Consider the following 24,731-nt stretch of genomic DNA (forward strand, 5'->3'; position numbering starts at 1 on the left):
GCATGGCTGGATGGGAGGCATGGCCAAGCAGAACGTGGCGGAGCAGTTCGTCGACATCCTCGTGCGCGCCGGCGTGCGGCGGATGTACGGAGTGGTCGGTGACAGCCTCAATCCGGTGGTGGACGCGATCCGCCGGACGGAGGGCATCGAGTGGATCCAGGTCCGGCATGAGGAGACCGCGGCCTTCGCGGCGGGCGCCGAGGCCCAGATCACCGGCCGCCTCGCCGCCTGCGCGGGCTCCTGCGGCCCGGGGAACCTGCACCTGATCAACGGGCTGTACGACGCGCAGCGCTCGATGGCCCCGGTCCTCGCGCTGGCCTCGCACATCCCCTCCGGCGAGATCGGCCTGGGCTACTTCCAGGAGACCCACCCCGACCAGCTGTTCCGCGAGTGCAGCCACTACAGCGAGCTGATCTCCAACCCGCAGCAGATGCCCCGGCTGCTCCAGAGCGCCGTGCAGCACGCCATCGGGCGCAGCGGCGTCAGCGTGGTGGCGCTGCCCGGGGACATCGCTGCCCAGCCGGCCCCGGAGAAGGCCGTGGAGCACGCCCTCGTCACCGCCCGGCCCACCGTGCGACCCGGCGACGGCGAGATCGAGAAGCTGGTCCGGCTCGTCGACGAAGCCGAACGCGTCACGCTCTTCTGCGGCAGCGGCACCGCCGGGGCGCATGCCGAGGTGATGGAGTTCGCCGGCCGGGTGAAGGCTCCCGTCGGGCACGCCCTGCGCGGCAAGGAATGGATCCAGTACGACAACCCCCACGACGTCGGCATGAGCGGGCTGCTCGGCTACGGCGCGGCGTACGAGGCCACCCATGAGTGCGACCTGCTGATCCTGCTCGGCACGGACTTCCCGTACAACGCCTTCCTGCCCGACGACGTGAAGATCGTCCAGGTGGACATCCGCCCCGAACACCTCGGACGCCGCTCCCAGCTGGAACTCGCCGTGTGGGGAGACGTACGGGAGACCCTGCGCGCCTTGAACACACGGGTGAAGGCCAAGACGGACCGCCGTTTCCTGGACCGGATGCTGAAGAAGCACGCGGACGCCCTGGAGGGGGTGGTGAAGGCATACACCCGCAAGGTGGAGAAGCACACGCCGATCCATCCCGAGTACGTGGCCTCGGTGCTCGACGAACTGGCCGACGAGGACGCGGTGTTCACGGTCGACACGGGCATGTGCAACGTGTGGGCGGCGCGCTATCTTTCCCCGAACGGCAAGCGGCGCATCATCGGCTCCTTCAGCCACGGCTCGATGGCCAACGCCCTGCCGCAGGCCATCGGCGCCCAGTTCACCGATCGCGGCCGTCAAGTGGTGTCGATGTCCGGCGACGGCGGTTTCTCCATGCTGATGGGAGATTTCCTCACCCTGGTGCAGTACGACCTGCCCGTCAAAGTGGTGCTCTTCAACAACTCATCCCTCGGCATGGTCGAATTGGAGATGCTGGTTTCCGGCCTCCCCTCCTACGGGACGCAGAACAAGAACCCGGACTTCGCCGCGATCGCCCGCGCGGCGGGCGCCCACGGGGTGCGCGTGGAGAAGCCCAAGCAGCTCAGCGGCGCTTTGAAGGATGCCTTCCGGCATCGTGGACCCGCTCTCGTGGACGTGGTGACGGACCCCAACGCCCTGTCGATTCCTCCGAAGATCAGGGCCGAGATGGTGACCGGATTCGCACTCTCCGCCAGCAAGATCGTGCTCGACGGAGGGGTGGGACGGATGATCCAGATGGCTCGATCCAACCTGCGCAACGTACCCCGCCCGTAAGCCCGCAGGAGTGGCGGTTCCCCCGGGGGGCATGCATCCCGTAGGCCTGTTCGAGAGCAACGGACACGGGAGGGACACCGCCGTGCGGGTGGGGGCGAAGACGGGGAAGCTGTGGAAGAGAGGGGCGCCGGTACCGCGCGAACCGTCCACCGCCGAGGACGGGGAAGCGGTGGACACGCTGCGCATCAGCCGCAGCGTGCGCCGCGCGGACCTGAAGGCGGTGGGGGAGGTCCGCCGGGCACTCAGGGAGCTGATGCGCCACCGGTGCAGGACCGAGGCCGCGGACGTGGCCGAACTGCTGATCACGGAACTCGTCACGAACGCCCTCGTCCACACCGACCGGGGCGCGGAGGTGTCCGCGAGCCTGACGGCCGCACGGTTACGGGTGGAGGTCCGCGACCACGCCGTACGCCGGCCCAGGCCGTACGTACCGACCGCCGACGACGGTACGCACGGCCGGGGACTGGTGCTGGTGGAGGCGCTGGCCGACGACTGGGGTGTGGACGCGCTCGCCCTGGGCGGCGGCAAGGTGGTGTGGTTCGAGCTCGACGGGCGCCGCGAGGCACCGTACGCCGCAGGGCCCGCCTGAACGGCGGGCCCTGCGGGGTGTCCCCTGATCCGGACCTGTCAGCCGAACTGTTGTTCCAGGTCCTTCAGTTTGCGCTCCAGCGAGTCCAGCCGGGGAATGGTCTGGGTGTCGTCCTCGGCGGTGAGGTCCACCGTCCGGGTGCCGGTCACGTCAGTGGATTCGGTGCGGCCCACGGCCTGCAGGGAGGGCCGGAGGCGTAGCGGCAGCTGTCCCGATTCCGGTATGGCCGGCTCCGCGCCGACCGGCGCGGAGCCCGCTCCCTGCGTCAGCTCCGGGAGTTCGACCTGGCGGCCGCGGGACCGCCCGAACGCCCGGTTCTGTCGGCCCAGCGCCTTGATGCGCGCCCGGTCGAGCCGGTTCTGGTCGCGCCTGCGGTGCCGGTCCTGCTCCCGCTCCTTCTTGTCCTCGCGCACCTCGTCCACGGCCTCGTCGAGGGTGCGCACCCCTTCCAGCAGCATGAGGGACCACGCGCCGAAGGTCTCCCGGGGGGCCCGCAGCCAGCGCACCATCCGGATCTGCGGCAACGGCCGCGGGATCAGACCCTGTTCGCGCAGCGCGGCCCGGCGGGTCTGCTTGAGCGCGCGGTCGAAGAGGACGGCCGCCGAGAGGGACATCCCCGCGAAGAACTGCGGAGCGCCGTCGTGACCCAGACCGCGCGGGGCGTGCACCCAGTTGAACCAGGCGGCCGCCCCCGCGAACAGCCAGACCAGCATGCGCGAACCGAGGGCCGCGTCACCGTGGCTGGCCTCGCGGACGGCGAGCACCGAGCAGAACATGGCGGCGCCGTCGAGGCCGAAGGGGACCAGGTACTCCCAGCCTCCGGAGAGGCTGAGGTTCTGCCGGCCGAAGCCGACCAGCCCGTGGAACGACAGCGCGGCGGCCACCGCCGCGCAGCAGAAGAGCAGGACGTAGGAGGCCGTCCCGTAGACGGCCTCCTTGCGCCGGCGCCGCTCCTCGCTGCGCTCCCAGCTGTCCTCGGCCGCGGCCTTCTCGCTCTCGCGCTTGCCACGTGCCAGTACCGCAACCGCCGCAAGTACGCCCAGGATCAGCAGACTGCCGGGCAGCAGCCAGTCCAGCGATATGTCGGTCAGTCTCATGCGGATGTCCCTTGCCTCGCGTATGCGGCTGTGCGGCTTTCCGGGCGCCATAGTGGCGCAGCGGGTGCGTGGTGCACGCGGGTTTCGGGGCAAGTGGACGCCATCGGGGGGCGGGGCCCGCCGGATAGGGTGTTGTACCTCGAACTGACGCCCGGGCTGACCGAGTTGTGTTCGATTGCGGCCACCTCTGCGAGGTGCGCAGCGTCGGCGAGGCCGGCGCTTTCCGGGACCGCCGGCGGCGGCTCCATCACGCCGGCCCCGACCGACCGGGTGGGTACGGCTTCGGTCACGCCGAGGTCCCACCGGGACGGCGCCGCCGCGACGGTCGCGCCGAAGGCGGCGGGCCGGCCGGCCCGCATCCGGTGCATCGTGCGGGCCGGCCCCCGCGGGAGCGGCCGGCTTCGGCCTCCTCGAGCAGTGCCCCTGCCGAAGCGTCAGGCGGCCTCCGCCGTGAGGCGGGTGATGCGGTCCGCGTCGCAGGTGCGGGGACAGGTGACGCAGGTGTCCTCCGGGCGGATCGTGTAGAAGAAGCAGCAGCTGGCCCGGTCCCGGGTGGGGAGTTCGCGGCCGCCGGGGCCCGGGAGCGTACGGAACCCGGCGGCTCCGGTGTACGGGGCCGTGGACCCCGGCAGGAGCGCCTCCAGTTCGGCCATCGTCCGCTGCTCCTCGCCGAGCAGGTCGCCCACGTACCAGAGGCTTTCGACGACCTCGTCGGTCACCATGCCCCACAGGGCGCGGCGACCGCGCCGCATGCGCGGGCCGAAACCTTCCAGTACGGGTTCGAGATGCTCGGCCACCGCAGCCCGCACCTCTTCGCGCAGCGCCTCCTCGTCGGGCACGACCCGGGCCCCGGGGAGTTCGGCCGCCGGGTCGTCCGGCAGGCAGGCGAAGCCCTCGACGTGCACGCTCATCCGGCCGAGGGCCCGGTGGAAGGCGACCTCGGCGACCGGGAGCCGGGGGACCCGCCGGTGGAGGAGCCACGGGAGCGTGATCAGCAGGCAGGCGGGCCACGCGTACCTGTGCAGCCCGAAGCTCGCGATCACATCGGGCCGCGCCTGGGTCCCGTAGTCCCTCAGGACCTGGGCGTTGTCCCAGGCGAGGAAGGCGTCCAGCGCGGCCCCGCCGGCCGCCAGCTCGTCCGCGCCGACCCACCCCGCACCGCGAGGGGAGGGTTCGTGCGCGGCCCGCTCGACGACCCGCAGTCCGCCGTACACGTCGGCCAGCCGGGCGTACGCCTGCGCCACCGCAGAGCCGGGCGGGGCGGGGGCGAGCGCCGGGAGGGTCGAGACGGTCATGACGGACCACCGATCACACGATCATTAACAGGTTAGCCTTACCTTATCTGAATCTGGCGGATCCGCACCCACCCGCTGCGCGCCGCGTCACCTATTCTCTGGACAGGTCGAGGCCCGGAGGAGGACCGAGTGCACGAAACGGCCCACGCCCGGGTACCGGCGCAAAAACGCAAGGTCATGCGCCATTCCGTGCGCGGTCAGGTCCTCGACGCCCTGCGCGCGGCCCTGGTCGACGGGGAGCTCGTACCCGGGGAGATCTACTCCGGCCCGGCGCTGGGCGAGCGCTTCGGGGTTTCGGCGACCCCCGTGCGCGAGGCGATGCAGCAGCTGGCCGTCGAGGGAGCGGTGGAATGCCTCCCGAACCGGGGCTTCCGTGTCCTGTCCCGCACCCCGCGGGAGCTCGCCGAGCTGGCCGAGGTCCGCGCGCTGCTCGAAGTCCCCGTCATGCTGCGACTGGCCCGCACCGTGCCCGGAGCCGCCTGGCAGGCCCTGCGTCCGGCCGCGGCCGCCACGGCCGAGGCGGCCGCCGCGGGCGACCTGCCCGGCTACGCGGAGGCGGACCGGGCCTTCCACCGGGCGGTGCTGCGGCTGGCCGGCAACGACCAGCTGGTGCAGGTGGCGGAGGAACTCCACCGCCGCGCCCAGTGGCCCCTGCCGGGCGCTCCGCGGGTTCGGCGGGCCGATCTCGTCGCCGACGCGGCCGAGCACTCGGCCCTGCTGGAGGCCCTGATCGCCCGTGACCTCCCGGTGGTGGAATCCCTGGTGCGGGAGCACTTCGCCGGGGCCTGACCCCTGCGGGGCCCGGCGGCTCCAGGACGCGGACCCGCCGGACGCGGCCCGCGAACGCCGGACGGGCTGCCCCGGGGACTCGTCCCCGGACCCCGCGCCTCGCCCTGCCCCGGGGAGGCGCCCCTGGCGGGGCCGGTCGTGCGGGCCGCGGCCCGGATGTCGGCCGGCCGTCGAGGCGCGGGAGCGGAGTCGGCCGGGCTACGCCGCCGGCGAGGGGGCGGGCGAGGGGGCCGGATGGAGCTGGTCCGCCAGCCACGTGGGGATGCCGCCCAGGAGGTGGAACAGCCGGCGGGCCTCCGCGCGCAGCCGGGCGGCCTCGGGCTCCGGCTCGGCCTCGGCGAGCGCCGCCAGCGCCGGGGCGGTGCCGATCAGGAAGCCCAGGTCCTCCCGGATGCGCAGCGACTCCGCGAACCCCTTGCGGGCCTCGGCCACCTCGCCGTCGCGCAGGGCCAGGGCGGCCAGGTGCCGGAACGTGAACGACAGCAGCAGGGTGTCCCCGTGCGCCTCGGCCCCCGCGTGGGCGCGGCGGTAGGCGGGCCGGGCGGACTGGGGGGCGTCCGCGAGGTGCTCGGCCACCAGGCCGCGGCGGAAGTCCAGCAGCGGGCGGGTCCGGGAGCCCGGTGACAGCAGGGCCGCGGCCCGGCCCAGCGCGGAGCGGGCCTCGTCGGCCCGGTCGCGTACGCCCAGCACGGTCGCGGCGTAGGCAAGCTGGCCCCGCTCGCACGCGGCCGCGCCCCGGTCGTCGTCGTCCTGGGCGACCGCCTCGGCGACCCGCAGCGCGTCCTCGGCCTCGGACCAGCCCTGGCCCGTGAACAGACACCGCTCGACGAGCAGCGCGGTGCGCTGCACGGCGGCGGCCGCCTGGCCGGCCTTGCCGACATGAGGCGTCAGCAGGGCCGCCGCGTCGGTCCAACAGCCGCGCGAGCGCAGCCGCCATATCGCACGCTGGAGGGGGTCGTCCCCCCCGGTGGAACCGGCACCCGACATGGCGGTATCCGCCACATTGCCCTCCCCGAAGCAATCAAGCAGCACATGGTTGAGCCCTGGGGCGAAATGAGAGCACGGATCGCGGGCTCCGGCCAAGGGGTCGGGTGAACTCTTTCACAAAGTCCGGACGGATCATCAGGGGCGCCGGCCGACCCGCGGCCGGCGGGGGAGAGGATCTCCTCAGCTCATGCGCAGTGCCAGGAAGAAATCGAGCTTGTCCTCCAGCCGGGAAAGGTCTCGCGCCGTCAACTGCTCGATTCGCCCGACCCGGTAGCGCAGCGTGTTGACGTGCAGGTGCAGGCGGGTCGCGCAGCGGGTCCAGGACCCGTCGCAGTCCAGGAAGGCCTCCAGGGTGGGGATCAGCTCCGCCCGGTGGCGCCGGTCGTAGTCCCGCAGGGGGTCCAGCAGCCGGGCGGTGAAGGCGCGGCGCACGTCGTCCGGGACGAACGGCAGCAGCAGCACGTGCGAGGCCAGCTCGTGATGCCCCGCCGCGCAGACCCGGCCCGGGCGGGCCGCCGCGACCCGGCGGGCGTGCCGGGCCTCCTCCAGCGCCCCGCGCAGCCCCTCGGCGGAGTGCACGGCCGCGCTGACGCCCAGCGTGAGCCGGCCGTCGTCGGCCAGGCCGGCCGCCAGGGGTTCCCGTACGGTCGCCAGCAGCTCGTCCGCGTGCAGGGCCGAGTCCGGGCCCTTGTCCTCGCCGGCGTCCCCGGACAGCGAGGGCAGCGGCACCAGCGCGATGGCCTCGTCACCCGCATGGGCCACCGCGATCCGGTCGGACGGCTCGGGGCCCGAGACCGACGGGTCGACGAGGATCTCCTCCAGCAGTGACTGGGCGACCGGGCCGCCGGGGATGTCCCCGCTGTCCCAGTCCACCCGGGCCACCACGACCTGCCAGTGCGGGGCGGCGCCCAGCCCGGGCAGCAGCACCGGGGCCGCGACCCGCAGGCGGGCGGCGATCTCGGCGGGCGCGGCGCCCGACTGGACCAGCTCCAGGACCTCCTGCGCGAGGCGGCGGCGCACGGTGCGGGCGGCGTCGCGCCGGTCGCGCTCCACGGCGATCAGCTGGGTGACCCCCTGGAGCAGGTCCAGGCGCTCGGCCGGCCAGTCGCCGGCGTCCGCCTCGACGGCCAGGAGCCAGTCGGACAGCACGGTCTCGCGCACGTCGCGGGCGGCCGGTCCGGCGGCACCGCGGCCGTGTCCCCTGATCGGGAAGAGCGAGTAGGCAATACCCTGGATGGAGATCCGGTGCGGTCCCCTGCGGCCCGTCCGGACCGCCGCGAGGTGCTCGCCCGCCAGCGCTGCGCAGATGCCCGGTGCCAGCGGCTCACCCGCTCCGGCGATCTGCCGGCCGGTGGGGGACAGCACCCAGGCCCGGAGGTCGAGGTCGGTGGTGAGGAGATCCAGCACCACGTCGGGGCCGCCCCCAGCCGGACCCGACGTCATCAGGCGGCGGTGCCGGTCCACGACGGCCGCCAGGTCCCCGGCGCGCTCGCCCGAGACCTGCCGCACGACGTACTCCGTGATCGTGGCGAATGCAACGTCCTCGTTCACGGCGAACAGCGGCAGCCGGTTGCGCACACAGGCCGAAACGAGATCGTCCGGGATGTCACCCAGCTCCGCCTCGCCCGCCGCCAGTCCCGCGACACCGGCGCTCGCGAGGATTCGTACGAACGGCTCGGAGTCGGCTGAATTTCGCCTCCATGCCAGGCCAGTGAGGACGAGTTCGCCCCCGGACAGGTACCGGCTGGGATCGCGCAGGTCGGTCGTCATGACCCCGCGGACCGTACGGTCGAGTTCGTCCTCGCCGCCGAGCAGCCGCAGCCCCAGCGCCTCGGTCTCCAGCAGTGCGCGCAGCCGCATGATGTCGCCGCCGATCTGTCTCGAATGTTGCCGTTGGAAATCGGGCAGGTCGTCGCATCCTGCCTTTCATACGAATCTACAAGACGAGGGAGGCCGTCAGCCAACTCCTTCATGGTTTCGGTGACTGCACCCGGGGGACGCGCGGCTTGTGTACTGAGTCCACACCGCGTTAACAGCACGTGAACGACCAGTCGAGGGCCCTTAGGCCTCCTGGCTTGAAGTGAACGACCCGATTAAGAAGAAGAGAGCCGACATGGACTTCCTTCGCCCCGCCAGCTGGGAGGAGGCGCTCGCCGCTAAGGCCGAGTTCCCCACAGCTGTGCCGATTGCGGGTGGCACCGACATCATGGTCGAGATCAACTTCGACCACCGCCGTCCGGAGTACCTCCTCGACCTCAACCGCATCGAGCTGCTGCGGGAGTGGGAGGTAGGCGAGGAGGTCACCAAGCTCGGCGCCTCCGTCCCGTACACCCAGATCATGGAGAACCTGCGGACCACCCTGCCGGGTCTCGCGCTCGCCTCGCACACGGTCGCGTCCCCGCAGATCCGCAACCGCGGCGGTGTCGGCGGCAACCTCGGTTGCGCCTCGCCCGCCGGTGACTCCCACCCCGCCCTGCTGGCCGCCGGCTGCGAGGTCGAGGTCGAGTCCGTACGCGGCTCGCGCATGATCCCGATCGACGAGTTCTACACCGGGGTGAAGCGCAACGCGCTGGCCGCCGACGAGCTCATCAAGTCGGTCCACATCAAGAACGCCACGGGCCCCCAGCAGTACTCGAAGGTCGGCACCCGCAACGCCATGGTCATCGCGGTGTGCGGCTTCGGCCTCGCCCTGCACCCCGACACCCGCTCCGTGCGGACGGGCATCGCCTCGGCCGCCCCGACCCCCATCCGGGCCAAGGCCGCCGAGGAGTTCCTGAACGCCGCGCTCGAAGAGGGCGGTTTCTGGGACAACGGCAAGGTCATCACCCCGTCGATCGCCAAGCAGTTCGGTGAGCTCGCCTCCGGCGCGTGCAACCCGATCGACGACGTCCGTGGCACGGCGAAGTACCGCCGTCACGCGGTTGGCATCCTCGCTCGCCGCCAGCTCGTCTGGACCTGGGAGCAGTACCGCGGCACGAACGGCCGCTCGCTTGAAGGGGCTGCGTAATCATGCGCGTCAATTTCACCGTCAACGGTCGTCCGCAGGAAGCCGACGACGTCTGGGAGGGCGAGTCCCTCCTCTACGTGCTGCGTGAGCGCCTGGGTCTGCCCGGCTCCAAGAACGCGTGCGAGCAGGGTGAGTGCGGTTCCTGCACCGTCCGCCTCGACGGCGTGCCGGTCTGTTCCTGTCTGGTGGCCGCCGGCCAGGTCGAGGGCCGCGACGTCGTGACCGTCGAGGGCCTGGCCGACTTCGCCAAGCAGCGTCAGCAGCACGGCCACGGTGGTGCCTGCGGCACCGGCGGCGGCTGCGGCAGCAAGGGCGTGTCCACCGACGAGGCGAAGAAGTGGGCCGCCAAGCCCGGTGACTCGCAGACCGGTGAGGGCATCGAGCTCTCCAACATCCAGCAGGCGTTCATCGACGCCGGCGCCGTCCAGTGCGGTTTCTGCACCCCGGGTCTGCTGGTCCAGGCCGACGAGCTCCTGGAGCGCAACGCGGACCCGTCCGACCAGGACATCCGTGAGGCCCTTTCCGGCAACCTGTGCCGCTGCACGGGCTACGAGAAGATCCTCGACGCGGTCCGCCTCGCGGCCGCCCGTCAGGGAGAGGCGGTCTGACCATGGCCCAGAACACCCGCACCGTCGGCACGCCGACGAACGTCACCCAGAAGCACACCAAGGGCGGCATCGGCGAGTCCACGCTCCGCCCGGACGGCACCCTCAAGGTCACCGGCGAGTTCGCGTACTCCTCGGACATGTGGCACGAGGACATGCTGTGGGGCCAGACCCTGCGCAGCACCGTCGCCCACGCCGAGATCGTCTCCATCGACATCTCCGAGGCGCTGGCCATGCCGGGCGTCTACTCGGTCCTGACGTACGACGACCTGCCGGCCGAGATGAAGAACTACGGCCTGGAGATCCAGGACACCCCGGTCCTCGCCAACGGCCGGGTGCGCCACCACGGTGAGCCGGTCGCCCTCGTGGCCGCCGACCACCCGGAGACCGCCCGCCGCGCCGCCGCCAAGATCAAGATCGACTACCGGGAGCTGCCGCTCGTCACGGACGAGGCCTCCGCCCTGGCCGCCGACGCGCCGCTGATCCACGAGGGCCGCGACGACCACCACGCCGGCCACGTCCCGCACCCGAACATCGTGCACCGCCAGCCGATCATCCGCGGCAACGTGGAGGAGGCCCGCAAGCGCGCCGACGTCATCGTCGAGGGCGAATACACCTTCGGCATGCAGGACCAGGCCTTCCTCGGCCCGGAGTCCGGTCTGGCCGTACCCTCCGAGGACGGCGGCGTCGACCTCTACGTCGCCACCCAGTGGCTGCACTCGGACCTCCAGCAGATCGCCCCGGTCCTGGGCCTGCCCCCGGAGAAGGTGCGCATGACGCTCTCCGGCGTCGGCGGTGCCTTCGGCGGCCGCGAGGACATCTCGATGCAGATCCACGCCTGCCTGCTGGCCCTCGCGACCAACAAGCCGGTCAAGATCGTCTACAACCGCTTCGAGTCCTTCTTCGGCCACGTGCACCGCCACCCGGCGAAGCTCTGGTACGAGCACGGCGCCACCAAGGACGGCAAGATCACGCACATGAAGTGCAGGATCGTGCTCGACGGCGGTGCCTACGCCTCGGCCTCCCCGGCCGTCGTCGGCAACGCGTCCTCCCTCTCCGTCGGCCCGTACGTCGTCGACGACGTCGACATCGAGGCGATCGCGCTCTACACGAACAACCCGCCCTGCGGCGCGATGCGCGGCTTCGGCGCCGTCCAGGCCTGCTTCGCGTACGAGGCCCAGATGGACAAGCTCGCGGCGAAGCTGGGCATGGACCCGGTGGAGTTCCGCCAGCTGAACGCCATGGAGATGGGCACGATCATGCCCACCGGCCAGGTCGTGGACTCCCCGGCGCCGGTCGCCGAGCTGCTGCGCCGGGTCAAGGCCCGCCCGCTGCCGCCGGAGCGCCAGTGGGAGACGGCCGGCGAGGGCGCGGACGTCCGCGCGCTGCCGGGCGGTCTGTCGAACACCACCCACGGCGAGGGCGTCGTCCGCGGCGTCGGCTACGCGGTCGGCATCAAGAACGTCGGCTTCTCCGAGGGCTTCGACGACTACTCCACCGCCCGCGTGCGGCTGGAGGTCATCAACGGCGAGGCCGTCGCGATGGTCCACACGGCCATGGCGGAGGTCGGCCAGGGCGGTGTCACCGTCCACGCCCAGATCGCCCGTACCGAGCTCGGCGTCACGCAGGTGACCATCCACCCGGCCGACACGCAGGTCGGCTCCGCCGGTTCCACGTCCGCCTCCCGGCAGACGTACATGACCGGTGGCGCCGTGAAGAACACCTGTGAGCACGTCCGCGAGGCGCTGCTGGAGATGGGCCGCCGTAAGAACGGCTCCTACCACCCGGCCTGGGCGAACGCCGAGCTCCTCCTGGAGGGCGGCAAGGTCGTCACCGACGGCGGCGAGGTCCTCGCGGACATCGCCGACATCCTGGAGAACGAGGCGATCGACCTCGAGCTCGAGTTCCGCCACCGTCCGACGGTCGCCTTCGACCTGAAGACCGGCCAGGGCGACGGCCACGTCCAGTACACCTTCGCCGCGCACCGCGCGGTCGTCGAGGTGGACACCGAGCTCGGCCTGGTCAAGGTCGTCGAGCTCGCGACCGCCCAGGACGTGGGCAAGGCCCTCAACATGCTCTCCGTGGTCGGCCAGATCCAGGGTGGTACCACCCAGGGCCTCGGCGTGGCGGTCATGGAGGAGATCATCGTGGACCCGAAGACCGCGAAGGTGCGCAACCCCTCCTTCACGGACTACCTGATCCCGACCATCCTCGACACCCCGACCATCCCGGTCGACGTCCTGGAGCTCGCCGACCCGAACGCGCCGTACGGCCTTCGCGGTCTGGGCGAGGCCCCGACCCTGTCGTCCACCCCCGCCGTCCTCGCGGCGATCCGCCAGGCGACCGGGCTGGAGCTCAACAAGACCCCGATCCGTCCGGAAGCCCTCACCGGGACCCTCTAGGACGGACCCGGTCCGGGGGCCTCGCGGCCCCCGGACCCCCTCGGACTCTCCGGGCGGTGTGACTCGGGAACGTCACACTTCACCGCCGCACCGCCCGGAGCACATACGAAGCACCGCACCGCTCGCGGTCCCTTCAGCCGGCAGTACCCCTGCGAAAACCCCCACGTAGTACCAGCGGTCACCCCGCACTACCCGCAGTACACGCAGTGAACATTCGCGTCGCCTCGGGCCGTCACCCCGGGTCGTGCAGCCAAACGCAGCATCCCAAATCCCGCAATCTCCAATCCCCAAGCGGGTGCCCCTTTGAACCTTGGGAGTTAGGCACCATGACCCAGTCGTCAGTGGAGTCCAAGACCACCGCGGAGGAGGCCGGAGACGGCTCTCCCACTCCGCCGGCCAGCTCTTGGCTCGACCGCTACTTTCATATAACCCATAGAGGATCCAAGGTCGGCAACGAGGTTCGTGGCGGTATCACGACCTTCATGGCCATGGCCTACATCCTCCTGCTCAACCCGCTGCTCCTCTCGGGCAAGGACGTCGCCGGCACGACGATGGAGGCCTCGGCCATCATCACCGCCACGGCGTTCGCGGCAGCCGTCACGACGCTCCTCATGGGCTTCGTCGGCAAGGTACCGCTGGCTCTGGCCGCCGGACTCTCCGTTTCCGGTGTGCTCGCCTCGCAGGTGGCGCCCCAGATGACCTGGCCGCAGGCCATGGGCATGTGCGTGGTCTACGGCGTCGTGATCTGTCTCCTGGTCGTCACCGGCCTCCGAGAGATGATCATGAACGCGATCCCCCTCGCGCTCAAGCACGCGATCACCATGGGCATCGGCATGTTCGTCGCCCTCATCGGTCTCGTGAAGGCCGGCTTCGTCGGCCGCGGCCCCGAGCAGGGGCCGCCGCTCCAGCTCGGCTCCGTCGGTGAGCTCGCCGGCTGGCCCGTCCTGATCTTCTGCCTCACCCTGCTCGCGATCTTCATGCTGCAGGCCCGCAAGGTCCCCGGCGCCATCCTGATCGGCATCGTCGGCGGCACCGTCGTCGCGGCCATCGTGAACGCCGTCGCGAACATCGACCCCAAGGCCTGGCGCAGCGGCCCGCCGGAGCTCTCCGGCTCCGCGGTCTCGATGCCCGACTTCTCGCTCTTCGGCGACGTCTCGTTCGGCGGCTGGGGCGACGTCGGCTACATGACGGTCGGCATGATCGTCTTCACCCTGGTGCTGGCCGGCTTCTTCGACGCCATGGCCACCATCATCGGTGTCGGCACCGAGGCCAAGCTGGCCGACGACAAGGGCCGCATGCCGGGCCTGTCCAAGGCGCTCTTCATCGACGGCGCCGGCGGCGCCATCGGCGGCATCTCGGGCGGTTCCGGCCAGACCGTGTTCGTCGAGTCCGCGACCGGCGTCGGCGAGGGTGCCCGCACGGGCCTCGCATCCGTCGTGACCGGCCTGTTCTTCGCGGCCTGCCTCTTCTTCACCCCGATCACCCAGATCGTCCCGGGTGAGGTCGCCTCCGCGGCCCTGGTGGTCATCGGCGCGATGATGATGCAGAACGCCCGCCACGTGGACTGGGCCGACAGCGCGACGGCCATCCCGGTCTTCCTGACCGTCGTGATCATGCCGTTCACGTACTCGATCACGGCAGGCGTCGCCGCCGGCGTGCTCTCCTACGTCGCCATCAAGATCGCTCAGGGCAAGGCCCGGGAGATCGGCGCCTTCATGTGGGCACTGGCCGGGATCTTCGTGGTCTTCTTCGCCCTGCACCCGATCGAGGGCTGGCTCGGGGTCGGCTGACCCGGAGCACGGCCGGTCCGGGTCGCCCGACCCGGACCGGCCGGCCAGCACCCGAACCGCACCTGCGCGTACCCGATACTGGAACCGAATCCTCCGAGGAGGCCGCACATGCTGGACATCGCCGAAGAGCTGAACCGGTGGGTACAGCAGGGACGTGACTTCGCCGTCGCCACGGTCGTGGCGGTGGGCGGCAGCGCACCCCGGCAGCCCGGCGCGGCCCTCGCCGTCGACGGCGAGGGCACGGCCATCGGCTCGGTCTCCGGCGGATGCGTGGAGGGTGCGGTCTACGAGCTGTGCCAGCAGGCGCTGGAGGACGGCGAGACCGTGCAGGAGCGCTTCGGCTACAGCGACGACGATGCCTTCGCGGTGGGTCTGACCTGCGGCGGGATCATCGACATCCTCGTCACCCCGGTTCCCGTGGGCTCGCCCGCACGAGCGGTGTTCGAGGCCGCGCTGGCCGCCGCTTCCCGCGGCGAGGCCGCCGCGCTGGCCCGGATCGCCGAGGGGCCGGCCGAGCTGATGGGCCGCGCCGTCCTCGTCGGTACCGAGGGGCCCTTCCAGGGCGGCCTCGGCGGACATCCGGAGCTGGACCGCACCATCGCCGAGGAGGCCCGCGCCATGCTGGACGCCGGCCGGACCGGCGTGGTGGAGATCGGCGTCGACGGCAGGCTCTGCGGAGAGCCGCTGAAGGTGCTCGTCGAGTCCAGCGTCCCGCCGCCGCGGATGATCGTCTTCGGCGCCATCGACTTCGCCTCCGCACTCGTGCGGATCGGCAAGTTCCTCGGCTACCGGGTGACCGTCTGCGACGCGCGGCCCGTCTTCGCGACGGAGAACCGCTTCCCCGAGGCCGACGAGATCGTCGTGGACTGGCCGCACCGCTACCTGGAGAGGACCGAGGTGGACGGCCGGACCGTCCTGTGCGTGCTCACCCACGATGCCAAGTTCGACGTCCCGCTGCTGGAGCTGGCCCTCAAGCTGCCCGTCGCCTACGTCGGCGCCATGGGCTCCCGCCGCACCCACGAGGATCGCAACAAGCGGCTGCGCGACGTCGGCGTCACCGAGCTCGAGCTGGCCAGGCTGCGCTCCCCGATCGGGCTGGACCTCGGTGCCCGCTCCCCGGAGGAGACCGCGCTGTCCATCGCCGCGGAGATCGTCGCGAACCGCCGCGGCGGCAGCGGCGCGGCCCTGACCGGCGCGCACATCCCGATCCACCCGGACGTCGCGAACACCGTGATCGACAGGATCGGCTCCGTCGCTTGAAGAGGTGACGGCGAAAGGTGAGGAAAGGGCGCACCCCGTGGGGGTTGCGCCCTTCCGGTGTTCCCCCTATTTTACCCGCCGGTAATCGGAGGATCCCTCTCCTGCCCTTCCTCACAACGGAGTTGAGCGGATGTTGCGTACCGTGCGAACCCTTGGCGTGCTGGCCGCGGCCACCCTGCTGACCGCCTTCACGCCCGCCCCGGCGGCCCCGCCCGCTCCGGCCGGCGGCCTGCGCGAGGTGCTCTTCGTGGGGAACAACTGGGAGGGGACGGCCGACGTCCTCGCCTCCACCGGCGATCTCGCCAAGGTCGGCCGCATCAACATGATCCCCGACAAGTCGGAGCGGCTCCGCGAGATCTACCTCAATCCCGTGAAGCTCGCCTTCTTCCTCGGCATCCGCGAGAGCGCCGGCGAGGGCCACGACCAGTTCGTCGACGACATGTTCACCACCCCGGACGGATCAGCGGTCGTCGCCTCCCGCCCGAGCTTCGCCGACGTCGTCTCCATCGACCTGGCCTCCGGTCGGATCAACTGGCGCTTCCCGGTCTCCGGTTACCGCTCCGACCACATGGCGGTCTCCCCGGACGGGACCCGCATCGCCGTCTCGGCCTCCACCTCCAACACCGTGCACGTCCTGGACATCGCCACCGGGCGCGAGACAGGCTCCTTCCGCACCGGTGACAAGCCCCACGAGAACACCTTCACCCGCGACGGCCGCCACCTGTGGAACAGTTCCATCGGGGAGGTGAACACGGCCCTCGACGCGCCCTGGCTGGACTGGACGAAGGGCGACCGGAAGATCACCGTGGTCGACGCGCAGACCTTCCGCACCGTCCGGGTGATCGACATGCGGGAGCGGCTGGACGCCTTCGGCCGCAGGGACCTGTCCGACTCCGTGCGCCCCGTGTCCTTCAGCCCCGACGAGTCGAAGCTCTACTTCCAGGTCTCGTTCTTCGGCGGCTTCCTGGAGTACGACGTGGCCACCGACCGGATCACCCGCCTCAAGGACCTCCCCGCCGGCCCGGCCACCAGCACCGACCGCACCGGCTGGGTCAACGACTCCCGCCACCACGGCATGTCGATGAGCCCCGACGGGACGAAGCTCTGCATCGCGGGCACGATGGACGACTACGCGACCGTCGTGGACCGCGCCACCCTCGCCGAGGGGCCGCTCGTGCCCGCCTCCAAGCCGTACTGGGCCACGGTCTCCGGTGACGGGACGGCCTGCGTGATATCCGAGAGCGGCACCGACCAGGTGACGGCCATCGACTTCGCCACCGGCGCCAAGCGGGTCTCCGTCCCCGTGGGCGACCACCCCCAGCGCATCCGCCTCGGGCGTGTCCCGGCCGCCTGGACCGGTCCGGCCGGCCGCTGAGCGGGACGTCCGGACCGGCGGACGAAGGGGCAGGAACCGGCCGAACCCGCAGATCAAGCCACTATGGCATGACTGGTCCTCGATGACCGATTAGTCTCGCGATCATGGTGGACATCCGTGAGGTACCCGAGGCCGACATCGACCGGGCCCTGGAGCTCGCCTACCTGGTCTTCCACGACCGGCCCGAGAAGGAGGCCCGCGAGCGGCACCACGCGCTGCTCGCACGCTGCGACCGGATCGGTGCCTACGACGGGGACGTCCTGGTCGGCTTCATGGCCGCGCACGACTTCCGGCTCTCGGTGCCCGGGGCGGACCTGCCCTGCCCCGGGCTCACCTTCGTCTGCGTCGCCCCCACTCACCGGCGCCGCGGTGTGCTCACCGGGCTGATGACGCGGATGATGCGGCGCGCCGCCGACGCCGGCCGCCCGATCGCCGCCCTCTGGGCCTCCGAGGCCGCGATCTACGGCCGCTTCGGCTACGGCGGGGCCACCACCGGCGCCACCGTCGAGATCGACTCCACCCGGCCGCTCGCCCTGCGCATCGACCCGGACCGGCGCCCGCTGCGCCTCGTCGACCCCGAGGACGCCGTCGACGTGATCGGCCCCTTCCACGAGGCCGCCCGCGCCGGCCGGCCCGGCCGCCCCGCCCGCAGCCCCGAGCGCTGGCGCGACGAGTGGCTCACCGAACAGGACGAGGAGGACGAGGAGCTGAGCCCGCCCCGGATCATCGTCCTGGGCGACCCGGGCGAGCCCATCGCCGGTTACGTGATCTACCGCACCAAGCCGGAGGCCGACGGTGGTGCGGCCCGCACCCCCGGCCTGGTACGCGTCGACGAGCTGGAGGCGGACACCCCGGCGGTGGCCGCCGCCCTCTGGGAGTGCGTGGCCGCCCTGGACCTCACGGGCAAGGTCTGCGCGTGGGGCCGCCCGGCCGACGACCCCCTGCTGCACTTCGCCGCAGACCGGGACCAGGTGAGGGTCACCGCCCAGTTCCCGGCGCTCTGGCTGCGCCTGCTCGACGTACGCGCCGCGCTGACCGCGCGGTCCTGGGCCGCGCCGGTGGAGCTGGTGCTGGAGGTGCACGACGCGCGGCTGCCCGACAACGCCGGGCGCTACCGGCTCAAGGCCGGGCCGCACGGGGCGACGTACGGCCACGCGGACGGCCCCGCCGACCTGGCCCTCGACGTGCGCGAGCTGGCCGCCTGCTACCTGGGCGGGACCCGGGTCGCCGAGCTCGTGGCGGCCGGGCTGGTGCAGGAGCGCACGCCCGGAGCGGCGGCGGCGCTGGACGACGCCCTGCGCACGCCCGTACTGCCGCACACGGGCGACGAGTTCTGAGGGCGCCGGCGGTGGGGCCGGGCGCGGCCCCACCGCCGGACCGGACTCACGCGGGCAGGGAGACCCTGGCGGCGGCCATGCCGAAGCCGGAACCGAGGACCGCGCCGGCCAGGCCGCAGTCGGGCCGGGTCAGGTCCTCGGGCCGGTAACGCCGGATCGTCGCATGCCAGTTGAGGATGCCGGCGTGCCAGTCCGCGAGCTCCTGCACGTACGCGTCCAGGGCGGCCCGGGCCCCCGCGCCGAGCTGCCAGTCGTCGTAGAGCACCGGCAACTGGGCGGCCACGATGTGCTCGAACTCCTCGGTGCGCTGGGTCATCAGCGCGTGGCAGATGTGCAGGGCCTCCGGGTAGCCGATGTCGAAGAAGTTCCGTGTGACCAGGATGTGGTTGTGCACCTCGCCCTCGAACTCCACCTCCTTCTGGTAGGAGTAGATGTCGTTGATCATGCAGGCCGCGTCGGCGACGGCGTTCTCCAACGAGCGGATCGTCCCCGTGGCGTAGATCTCCTCGGGAATGCCCCGGCCCTGGTGGCCGAGCCGGCACAGGTACATCGTGAGACGGCTGCCGAAGGTGCGCCGTCGCATCTCCGCGTAGTCCACCGGGTCCGGGATGCGGTGGTGGACCGTGTTGTCCACCTCCCAGAGCCAGCTCTCCAGCATCTCCACCAGCGTCGCCCGGAACTCGGCGCGCTGCCGCACCGGCATGCCGGCGCTGGTGCGCACCCACAGGTCGGCGAGTCCGCGCTCCAGCGCGGTCGACGGCTGCGGCTGCTGGGCGTGGTCGACGGGGAGCATGGAGATCAGCCGGGCCGTGGTCGCCTTGGCCGCCGCCAGGTCCCTGGTCTGCGCGAACACCACCGGGTAGTAGTCGTCCCCGTACGTGCCCCAGGTCAGCCAGCAGGCGTTGAGCGCCAGTTCGTCCGGTGTGGCGTCCGGGTCGAGTCCGGCCGAGCAGACCGCGAAGTCGTAGCCGCGCAGCTTCTCCTCGCTCCAGATCACCGAACCGGGATCGCCCGGCTGCGGATCCAGCAGGCCCGTCCGCCGCGCCCAGGCCACCGACTCCTCGCGCGCGTGCGCCAGATGGGGGCTCAGGCTGAGCCGGTGGGGCATGTAGATCTCGGGGATCACGGAGGGCCCGGTACGTTCGAAGGGGACGTGGGTGAAGGAGCGGCGGCGCAGCTCCATCGAGCGCCGGTTGAAGACCGACCGCAGATCGAGGGCGCTGGTGCCGAGCCCGGACGGCATGAAGGGAAGGGCGACCGGGGCGGACGCCCTGGCCTCCTTGTTCATGTAGCGGCTGGAGACCATGTGCCACTCGTGGCCGCCGGACTGCCAGTCCTGCAGGCCCTTGGTGTAGGCGAGGACGGCCGCGATCTCCGCCGGTTCCAGGGCGAAGTCGGCGAAAAGCTGCGGCAGTTCGTGCAGAGCGGTCTGCTCGAACTGCTGGAGGCGGGAGGTGAGCAGGTCGCCCGAGACCTCCGCGGCCTCCTGGGTGGTGCAGCCGAGAAACGTCTCCAGGACCAGGACGGCATTGGAGAGTTCGCCCTCCTCGGCGACCTCGCGCTCGTAGGAGAAGAGGTCGTTCCTGATGTGGACCGCGTCCGAGAAGGCGTCCCGCAGCACGCCGAGCGGCCGCGAGTGCGCGACGCGCGCCGGAACCTCGGCGGCGACGTACTCGACCAGGCCGGCCGACCAGGGGGCCCCGCCCACCTTGCGGCGCATCTCGATGTATTCGAGGGGGTTGGCCACACGCCCGATGTGGATGTTGGCGAGCTCCCACATCGACTCGTCGAGGAGGTTCTTCGTGGACAGGGAGAACCGTTCCCGCCAGTCCGCCGACATCGAGGGAACGGTTCGCCGCCACAAGTCGGCGAGGCCCGCCTCGACGGGGTTGGTGGGCTCGGGGAAGCCCTGGGCCAGGTCCATCGGCATGAAGGCGGCCAGCCGGTCGAGGTACGCCTTGGCGCCGGCGCGGTCCTGCGAGCGTTTGAAGGTCTTCAGGAAGTGGTCGTCGAAGAAGAAGACCCACACGTACCAGTCGGTGACCAGCGACAGCGCCTCGGCGTCGCAGTCGGGATGGGTGTAGGAGCAGAGCAGGGCGTAGTCGTGCGAGTCGAGGTCGCTCTCCTCCCAGACGCCGGAACCCTCCAGCATCGCGAAGTCGCGCGCCCACTGCTTGGTGTGGACCCGCGCCTCCTCCAGGTGGGGGTTGAGTCGCGCCGGATAGGGCACGTAGAAATCCGGCAGTCGGAACGGCTGCGTCACGGCGTGGTGGGCCCTTCGTCCAAAGGTGTGGGGGCCGGTGGCCCGGCCCCCACAAGAGATCAGCAGTGCCCTACCCGTGGCGTCCGCGGGCCAAGGCGGAGTTCACCGCATCAGGTGACGGACGTGTCATTGGGCGACGCGCCCGCCTGCCGGGGGATAGGGGCGGCCCCGGGACGGGGCGGCCGCTCCGTCACGGGGTGCTGGGCGAACTGCTCGGCCTGCATCCGGAACATCGACGCGTACCGGCCGCCGAGCGCCAACAGCTCCTCGTGGCAGCCCTGTTCGACGAGCCGCCCCTCGTGGAGCACGTAGATGACGTCGGCGTACCGCACCCCGGACATCCGGTGCGTGACGAGGACGACGGCGCGCTGCGGCCCCGTGAGCCCCCGGATGCTGTCGAAGGCGGCGATCTCCGCCTCCGGGTCCAGGGCCGAGGTGGGCTCGTCGACGACGATGACGCGGGCGTCCCGGAAGCGCGTCCTGGCCAGCCCGAACTTCTGCCACTGGCCCCCGGAGAGCTCCGAGGCGCCCCTGAACACCCGTGCCAGCAGGGTCTCGTAGCCGTGCGGGAGCTTCTCCACGACCCGGTCGGCCCCCGCGTACCGGGCCGCGGCGACCACCTCCGCCGCCCGCTCGACCGCCTCCTCGGACCCCTCCGCCCCGGGCCGGCCGATGGCGATGTTGGTACGGGCGGTCACCGGCCACCGCTCGAAGTCCTGGGTGAGGAGCGCGACCCGGTCGAAGACCTGCTCCCGGTCGGCGTCCCGCACCTCGACCCCGTCCCAGGTCAGCGAACCGGAGTCGGGCAGGTGCAGTCCGGCGAGCAGTTTGACCAGCGTGCTCTTGCCGGAGCCGTTCTCGCCGACCAGCGCCACCACCGTGCCCGCCTCGACGGTGAGGGAGATCCCGTCGAGCGCGGGCTCGTCCCGGTCCGGATAGCTGAAGCGGACGTCCTCCAGCCGTACCGTCCCCAGCCGCTCGGGCAGCGGCAGCCCGCCGTCCGGGATGGCCCGCCGTGCGGCCTCGGCGACGAAGCGTTCCAGGTCCCGTACGTAGAGAGACTCCTCGTGCAGGGTGTTGGTGGTGGCCACGAGCGCGCCCAGGCTCGCCGACCCGGTGCGCACCGCGATCACGGCGGTACCGGCGACGGCGAGGTCCATCCGACCGGTGACGATGAGCGCGACCATCGCCCCGTAGGTGACCAGCGCCGCGGCGCCGGACAGCGCGGCGGCGAGCAGCTCGGTGGCCGCCTTGTCCTTGGCCAGGCGGGTGGCCTCGGTCTCGGCGACCTCGGCCATGTTGCGGTAGTGGCCCAGCAGGTAGCGGCCGACGCCGTGGACGCGTACCTCGGGGGCCGACGTACGGGAGATCAGAAGCTGGCCGATGAGCCGGGCGGCCCGTACGTGTTCGACCCAGGTGATGACGGACAGGTAGCGGCGCTGCGCCACGCGCATCGCGCCCCAGCCGCGTGGGGCGGCGATCAGCAGCAGCATGGGCAGGAGCAGCGGGTGCAGCACGGTCAGCACCCCGGCGGTGGCGACGAGGGAGATGATCCCCCCGAGGGTGCTCACGCAGGCGCCGACGGTACGGCGGGCCGAGGGCGGGCCCCACTGGGCGCTGTCCAGCAGCCGCCTGAACTCGCCGTCCTCGATGGCCTCGAGCTCCACCTCGACGGCGGCCTTCAGGTACTGCTCGTGCGCCGCGCGTTCGACCTTCGGCTCCAGCCGGCCGGCGGCCGCCGTGGACCGGGAGGCCAGCACGGCGCCCAGTACGGCGACCAGCGCCCCCGCGGCCAGGGCCGGCGCGGCGGCGTGCAGCCGCTCGGCGGGCGTGCCCGCGCCGAGGAGCGTACGGAGCACCTCGCTGAGGACGAGCAGCCCGACGGCGGAGGTGACGCCCTGCCCGGCCTCGGCGGCGGCGACGGTGAGCAGGGCGGGACGGTCGGTGTCCCACGCCAGCCGGAGGGTCCCGGCGACCATGCGGGGCATGGAGCGCAGGGTGGACAGGAGCCGGCCTTCCAGGCGGGCGTAGTCGTGGTTGGACCAGCCGGCGTCGTAGCGCAGGGGCCCGCCGAAGAGCCGCCGCTCGCTCGCCGAGACGGCGGGCTGGAGGGCCGTGGGCCGCTTGAGGAGCCTCATGCGCGGCCACCTCCGCCCGGTGCCGGGTCGAACACCACATGAACGTGCACGGATCGCAAGATTCCTCCCGAGGCGCTGCGGCTGCGAACTGACGCCGGAAGAACGTGGCTGTTCAGAGCGGCGTCACGGCCCGTGGGGAACGAACGCCCGCACACAGTTGCGACGCCCGCCCCGACCCCAGGCGCCGCGCGGTGACCGGGCGTTCGAACCACCCGGAGGTGTCGATGCCCCCCTTCGAGGGATTGCGCCCGCCGCGCGGGACCGGGCCGCAGTCGAACACGGCGGAGGGCGCCTCCCGGGTGGGGGAGACGGCCTCCGTAGACGCGGGGGAGTCGTTCGAGGCGGTCGATCCGGTGCTCGTGGCGGCCGAGCGGGAGGGGGACCGGCGTGGGGCAGGGGTCGGGGTCAGTGGGCTGAAGGTGGAGGGTTTCTCATAGGGTTCGGGGGTGAATCGAGACAACTCATCCGAATCCAGCGCCGGTCACGGCGGCGAGAGCGTCGAGGAGCTGCTGCGCGGGGTGCACGCGCGGTTGTTGCCCGTGGGGCTGATCACGCCGGAGGCCGCCGGCGGCATGCGGTACGCCCGGGTCGTGGCCGACGAGCTGGTCTTCGCCTACGCCCTCGACGGGCCCACCAGCGTGCGCTCCCTCACCGACGGCGACGTGGAGCGCGTCGGGATCGAGGAGTTGGGGCAGGCGGCGTACGACAACCTGATGCGGGTGCCCGTCACACACGAGGAGATATCCCTCGAGGGACATGCCACGCTGCAGTCCGTCTACGGCGACTCGCACTTCGTGGCCTCCAAGGCGCTGTACCTCGGGGAACTCGCGCGGCAGGTCACCGGTGAGCCGCTGCCGTCCGCCGGCGCCCTCGTCGTCGTCCCCACCCGGCACCTGCTGGCCTTCCACCCGATAGCCGACGGCTCGGTGGCGGAAGCCGTCAACGACCTGGCGATGTACGCCCTGGGTGCCTACGAGGACGGGCCCGGGCGCCTGTCGCCGCGCGTGTACTGGTGGCACCGGGGCGGTCTGACCTCGCTCACGGTCGTCGACGAGGACACGCGCACGCTGTCGCTCGAGCCGCCGCAGGAGCTGGTCGCTCTGATGAAGGGCCTGGTACGGCTCGACCGTGCCGGCCGGATCGCCGCTGACCGGCCCGCGCCGGATCCGGCCCACCTGACCCGTACGACCATCGAGTCCGTGGCACGGCTCGCGGAGGACCCGTCGGGGCTGGGTGACGCCTTCGCGTCGGCCCTGGCGCTGGCCCATGTGCGCTGCATCACCGATCCCGTAGTGTCCGAACTCGACACGTGGGACGCGTGGGAGACGGCCGTGCGGCTCGGCACGGCGCTGTTCACCGGCTCCGGGCCGGAGCAGTGGTACCTGGGCGAGGCGAACACCCTGCGGCTGCCCGCCACGCCGGCGGCCCCGCCCGCCGACGCCCGCGCCTGGCTCGACGCCCTCCACCTCGCGCTCGCCTGCCGCGCGCACGACCGGGTGGCCCGGCTGTGCAGGGTCCCGCTGGAGACGCTGCGGCAGGACGACACCGTCGACGCCTACGTCCTGCACTGGATCGACACCCTGCAGACCTACCTCTCCGGCGGCCCTGGCGACGCGGTCGTCGAGAAGCTGCTCGCCACCATGCAGGCGTCCCTGCCCGAGGCGCTGACCCACTCTCCGGACGAGTTCGTCAACCGCGTCGATTACCAGCCCGTCGCGCTCTTCCACCGCCTCTTCACCCGGGACCACCAGGCCTTCGGCGAGGCGCTCACCGAGGCCCTCGCCGAACACGGCGGCTACTGGGGGGAGTCCGGGGCGCCGCGCGCCCGAGTGGCGCTCGGACCGCTCGCCATGGCCTGCCTCGCCCACGATCAGGGCTTTCCGCTCGACCTGGAGCGGCTGCCGTACCTGCCCAGGTACCTCGTCGACGGCAAGAGGGTCGAGGACATCTCCTGACGCACCGGCGGCGTGCCGCAGCCCGAGCTGATTGTCCGATTGGGTTAGGTTTGCCCGCGTATGTGGTGTCGATGTTCCCG

Annotated in this window: 17 protein-coding genes; 11 read left to right on the top strand and 6 right to left on the bottom strand. The window is 71.9% G+C overall.

The window, feature by feature from the left end; genetic code table 11:
* Positions 1-19: 19 nt before the first annotated feature.
* Complete coding sequence (locus ACZ6JS_RS17575; protein ID WP_469298843.1) at positions 20-1,762, top strand: pyruvate dehydrogenase; 1,743 nt, start codon at positions 20-22, stop codon at positions 1,760-1,762.
* A gap of 196 nt (positions 1,763-1,958) precedes the next feature.
* Positions 1,959-2,351: an ATP-binding protein gene (locus tag ACZ6JS_RS17580; RefSeq protein WP_469299394.1), complete on the top strand. Its 393-nt coding sequence runs from the start codon at positions 1,959-1,961 to the stop codon at positions 2,349-2,351.
* A 38-nt stretch (positions 2,352-2,389) separates the two neighbouring features.
* On the opposite strand, the gene ACZ6JS_RS17585 is transcribed toward ACZ6JS_RS17580, so the two are convergent.
* Positions 2,390-3,448, bottom strand: coding sequence for a DUF2637 domain-containing protein (locus tag ACZ6JS_RS17585; RefSeq protein ID WP_469298844.1), 1,059 nt, complete (start codon positions 3,446-3,448; stop codon positions 2,390-2,392).
* Positions 3,449-3,882: 434 nt separating this feature from the next.
* A complete protein-coding gene (locus ACZ6JS_RS17590; protein WP_469298846.1) occupies positions 3,883-4,743 on the bottom strand; it encodes a (2Fe-2S)-binding protein in 861 nt (286 codons plus the stop codon).
* A gap of 129 nt (positions 4,744-4,872) precedes the next feature.
* Here ACZ6JS_RS17590 and ACZ6JS_RS17595 point away from each other — a divergent pair, with 129 nt between their 5' ends.
* The gene (locus ACZ6JS_RS17595) at positions 4,873-5,532 is read left to right on the top strand and encodes a GntR family transcriptional regulator (protein ID WP_469298848.1); all 660 of its coding nucleotides are present in this window, start codon (positions 4,873-4,875) and stop codon (positions 5,530-5,532) included.
* Positions 5,533-5,730: 198 nt separating this feature from the next.
* Here ACZ6JS_RS17595 and ACZ6JS_RS17600 read toward each other — a convergent pair whose 3' ends face one another.
* Complete coding sequence (locus ACZ6JS_RS17600; RefSeq protein ID WP_381753143.1) at positions 5,731-6,534, bottom strand: hypothetical protein; 804 nt, start codon at positions 6,532-6,534, stop codon at positions 5,731-5,733.
* 165 nt (positions 6,535-6,699) lie between these two features.
* Positions 6,700-8,379 carry a PucR family transcriptional regulator gene (locus ACZ6JS_RS17605; RefSeq protein WP_469298850.1) on the bottom strand — a complete coding sequence of 560 codons (1,680 nt, stop codon included), beginning with the start codon at positions 8,377-8,379 and terminating at the stop codon, positions 6,700-6,702.
* 253 nt (positions 8,380-8,632) lie between these two features.
* Here ACZ6JS_RS17605 and ACZ6JS_RS17610 point away from each other — a divergent pair, with 253 nt between their 5' ends.
* The 7 genes from ACZ6JS_RS17610 to ACZ6JS_RS17640 all read left to right on the top strand — a co-directional run bounded on the left by ACZ6JS_RS17610 (position 8,633) and on the right by ACZ6JS_RS17640 (position 18,295).
* Positions 8,633-9,526, top strand: a complete 894-nt coding sequence (locus tag ACZ6JS_RS17610; RefSeq protein WP_469298852.1) for an FAD binding domain-containing protein — start codon at positions 8,633-8,635, stop codon at positions 9,524-9,526.
* A gap of 2 nt (positions 9,527-9,528) precedes the next feature.
* Complete coding sequence (locus tag ACZ6JS_RS17615; protein WP_469298854.1) at positions 9,529-10,134, top strand: (2Fe-2S)-binding protein; 606 nt, start codon at positions 9,529-9,531, stop codon at positions 10,132-10,134.
* Between the two features lie 2 nt (positions 10,135-10,136).
* The gene (gene pucD, locus ACZ6JS_RS17620; protein ID WP_469298856.1) at positions 10,137-12,533 is read left to right on the top strand and encodes a xanthine dehydrogenase subunit D; all 2,397 of its coding nucleotides are present in this window, start codon (positions 10,137-10,139) and stop codon (positions 12,531-12,533) included.
* A gap of 326 nt (positions 12,534-12,859) precedes the next feature.
* Positions 12,860-14,323 (top strand): NCS2 family permease, encoded by a 1,464-nt coding sequence (locus ACZ6JS_RS17625; RefSeq protein WP_469298858.1) that lies wholly within the window; start codon positions 12,860-12,862, stop codon positions 14,321-14,323.
* Between the two features lie 108 nt (positions 14,324-14,431).
* Positions 14,432-15,583 carry an XdhC family protein gene (locus ACZ6JS_RS17630; protein ID WP_469298860.1) on the top strand — a complete coding sequence of 384 codons (1,152 nt, stop codon included), beginning with the start codon at positions 14,432-14,434 and terminating at the stop codon, positions 15,581-15,583.
* A 130-nt stretch (positions 15,584-15,713) separates the two neighbouring features.
* On the top strand, positions 15,714-16,958 hold the full coding sequence (locus ACZ6JS_RS17635; RefSeq protein WP_469298862.1) for a YncE family protein: 1,245 nt from the start codon (positions 15,714-15,716) through the stop codon (positions 16,956-16,958).
* A 104-nt stretch (positions 16,959-17,062) separates the two neighbouring features.
* Positions 17,063-18,295 carry a GNAT family N-acetyltransferase gene (locus ACZ6JS_RS17640; RefSeq protein ID WP_469298864.1) on the top strand — a complete coding sequence of 411 codons (1,233 nt, stop codon included), beginning with the start codon at positions 17,063-17,065 and terminating at the stop codon, positions 18,293-18,295.
* A gap of 46 nt (positions 18,296-18,341) precedes the next feature.
* Here ACZ6JS_RS17640 and ACZ6JS_RS17645 read toward each other — a convergent pair whose 3' ends face one another.
* Positions 18,342-20,558: a terpene synthase family protein gene (locus ACZ6JS_RS17645; RefSeq protein WP_469298865.1), complete on the bottom strand. Its 2,217-nt coding sequence runs from the start codon at positions 20,556-20,558 to the stop codon at positions 18,342-18,344.
* 110 nt (positions 20,559-20,668) lie between these two features.
* Positions 20,669-22,696 carry an ATP-binding cassette domain-containing protein gene (locus ACZ6JS_RS17650; protein ID WP_469298867.1) on the bottom strand — a complete coding sequence of 676 codons (2,028 nt, stop codon included), beginning with the start codon at positions 22,694-22,696 and terminating at the stop codon, positions 20,669-20,671.
* Between the two features lie 446 nt (positions 22,697-23,142).
* Between ACZ6JS_RS17650 and ACZ6JS_RS17655 the strand changes: the two genes are divergently transcribed.
* A complete protein-coding gene (locus tag ACZ6JS_RS17655) occupies positions 23,143-24,651 on the top strand; it encodes an immunity 49 family protein (RefSeq protein ID WP_469298869.1) in 1,509 nt (502 codons plus the stop codon).
* Positions 24,652-24,731 lie beyond the last annotated feature (80 nt).

It is taken from the genome of Streptomyces sp. NPDC046349, assembly GCF_055587885.1.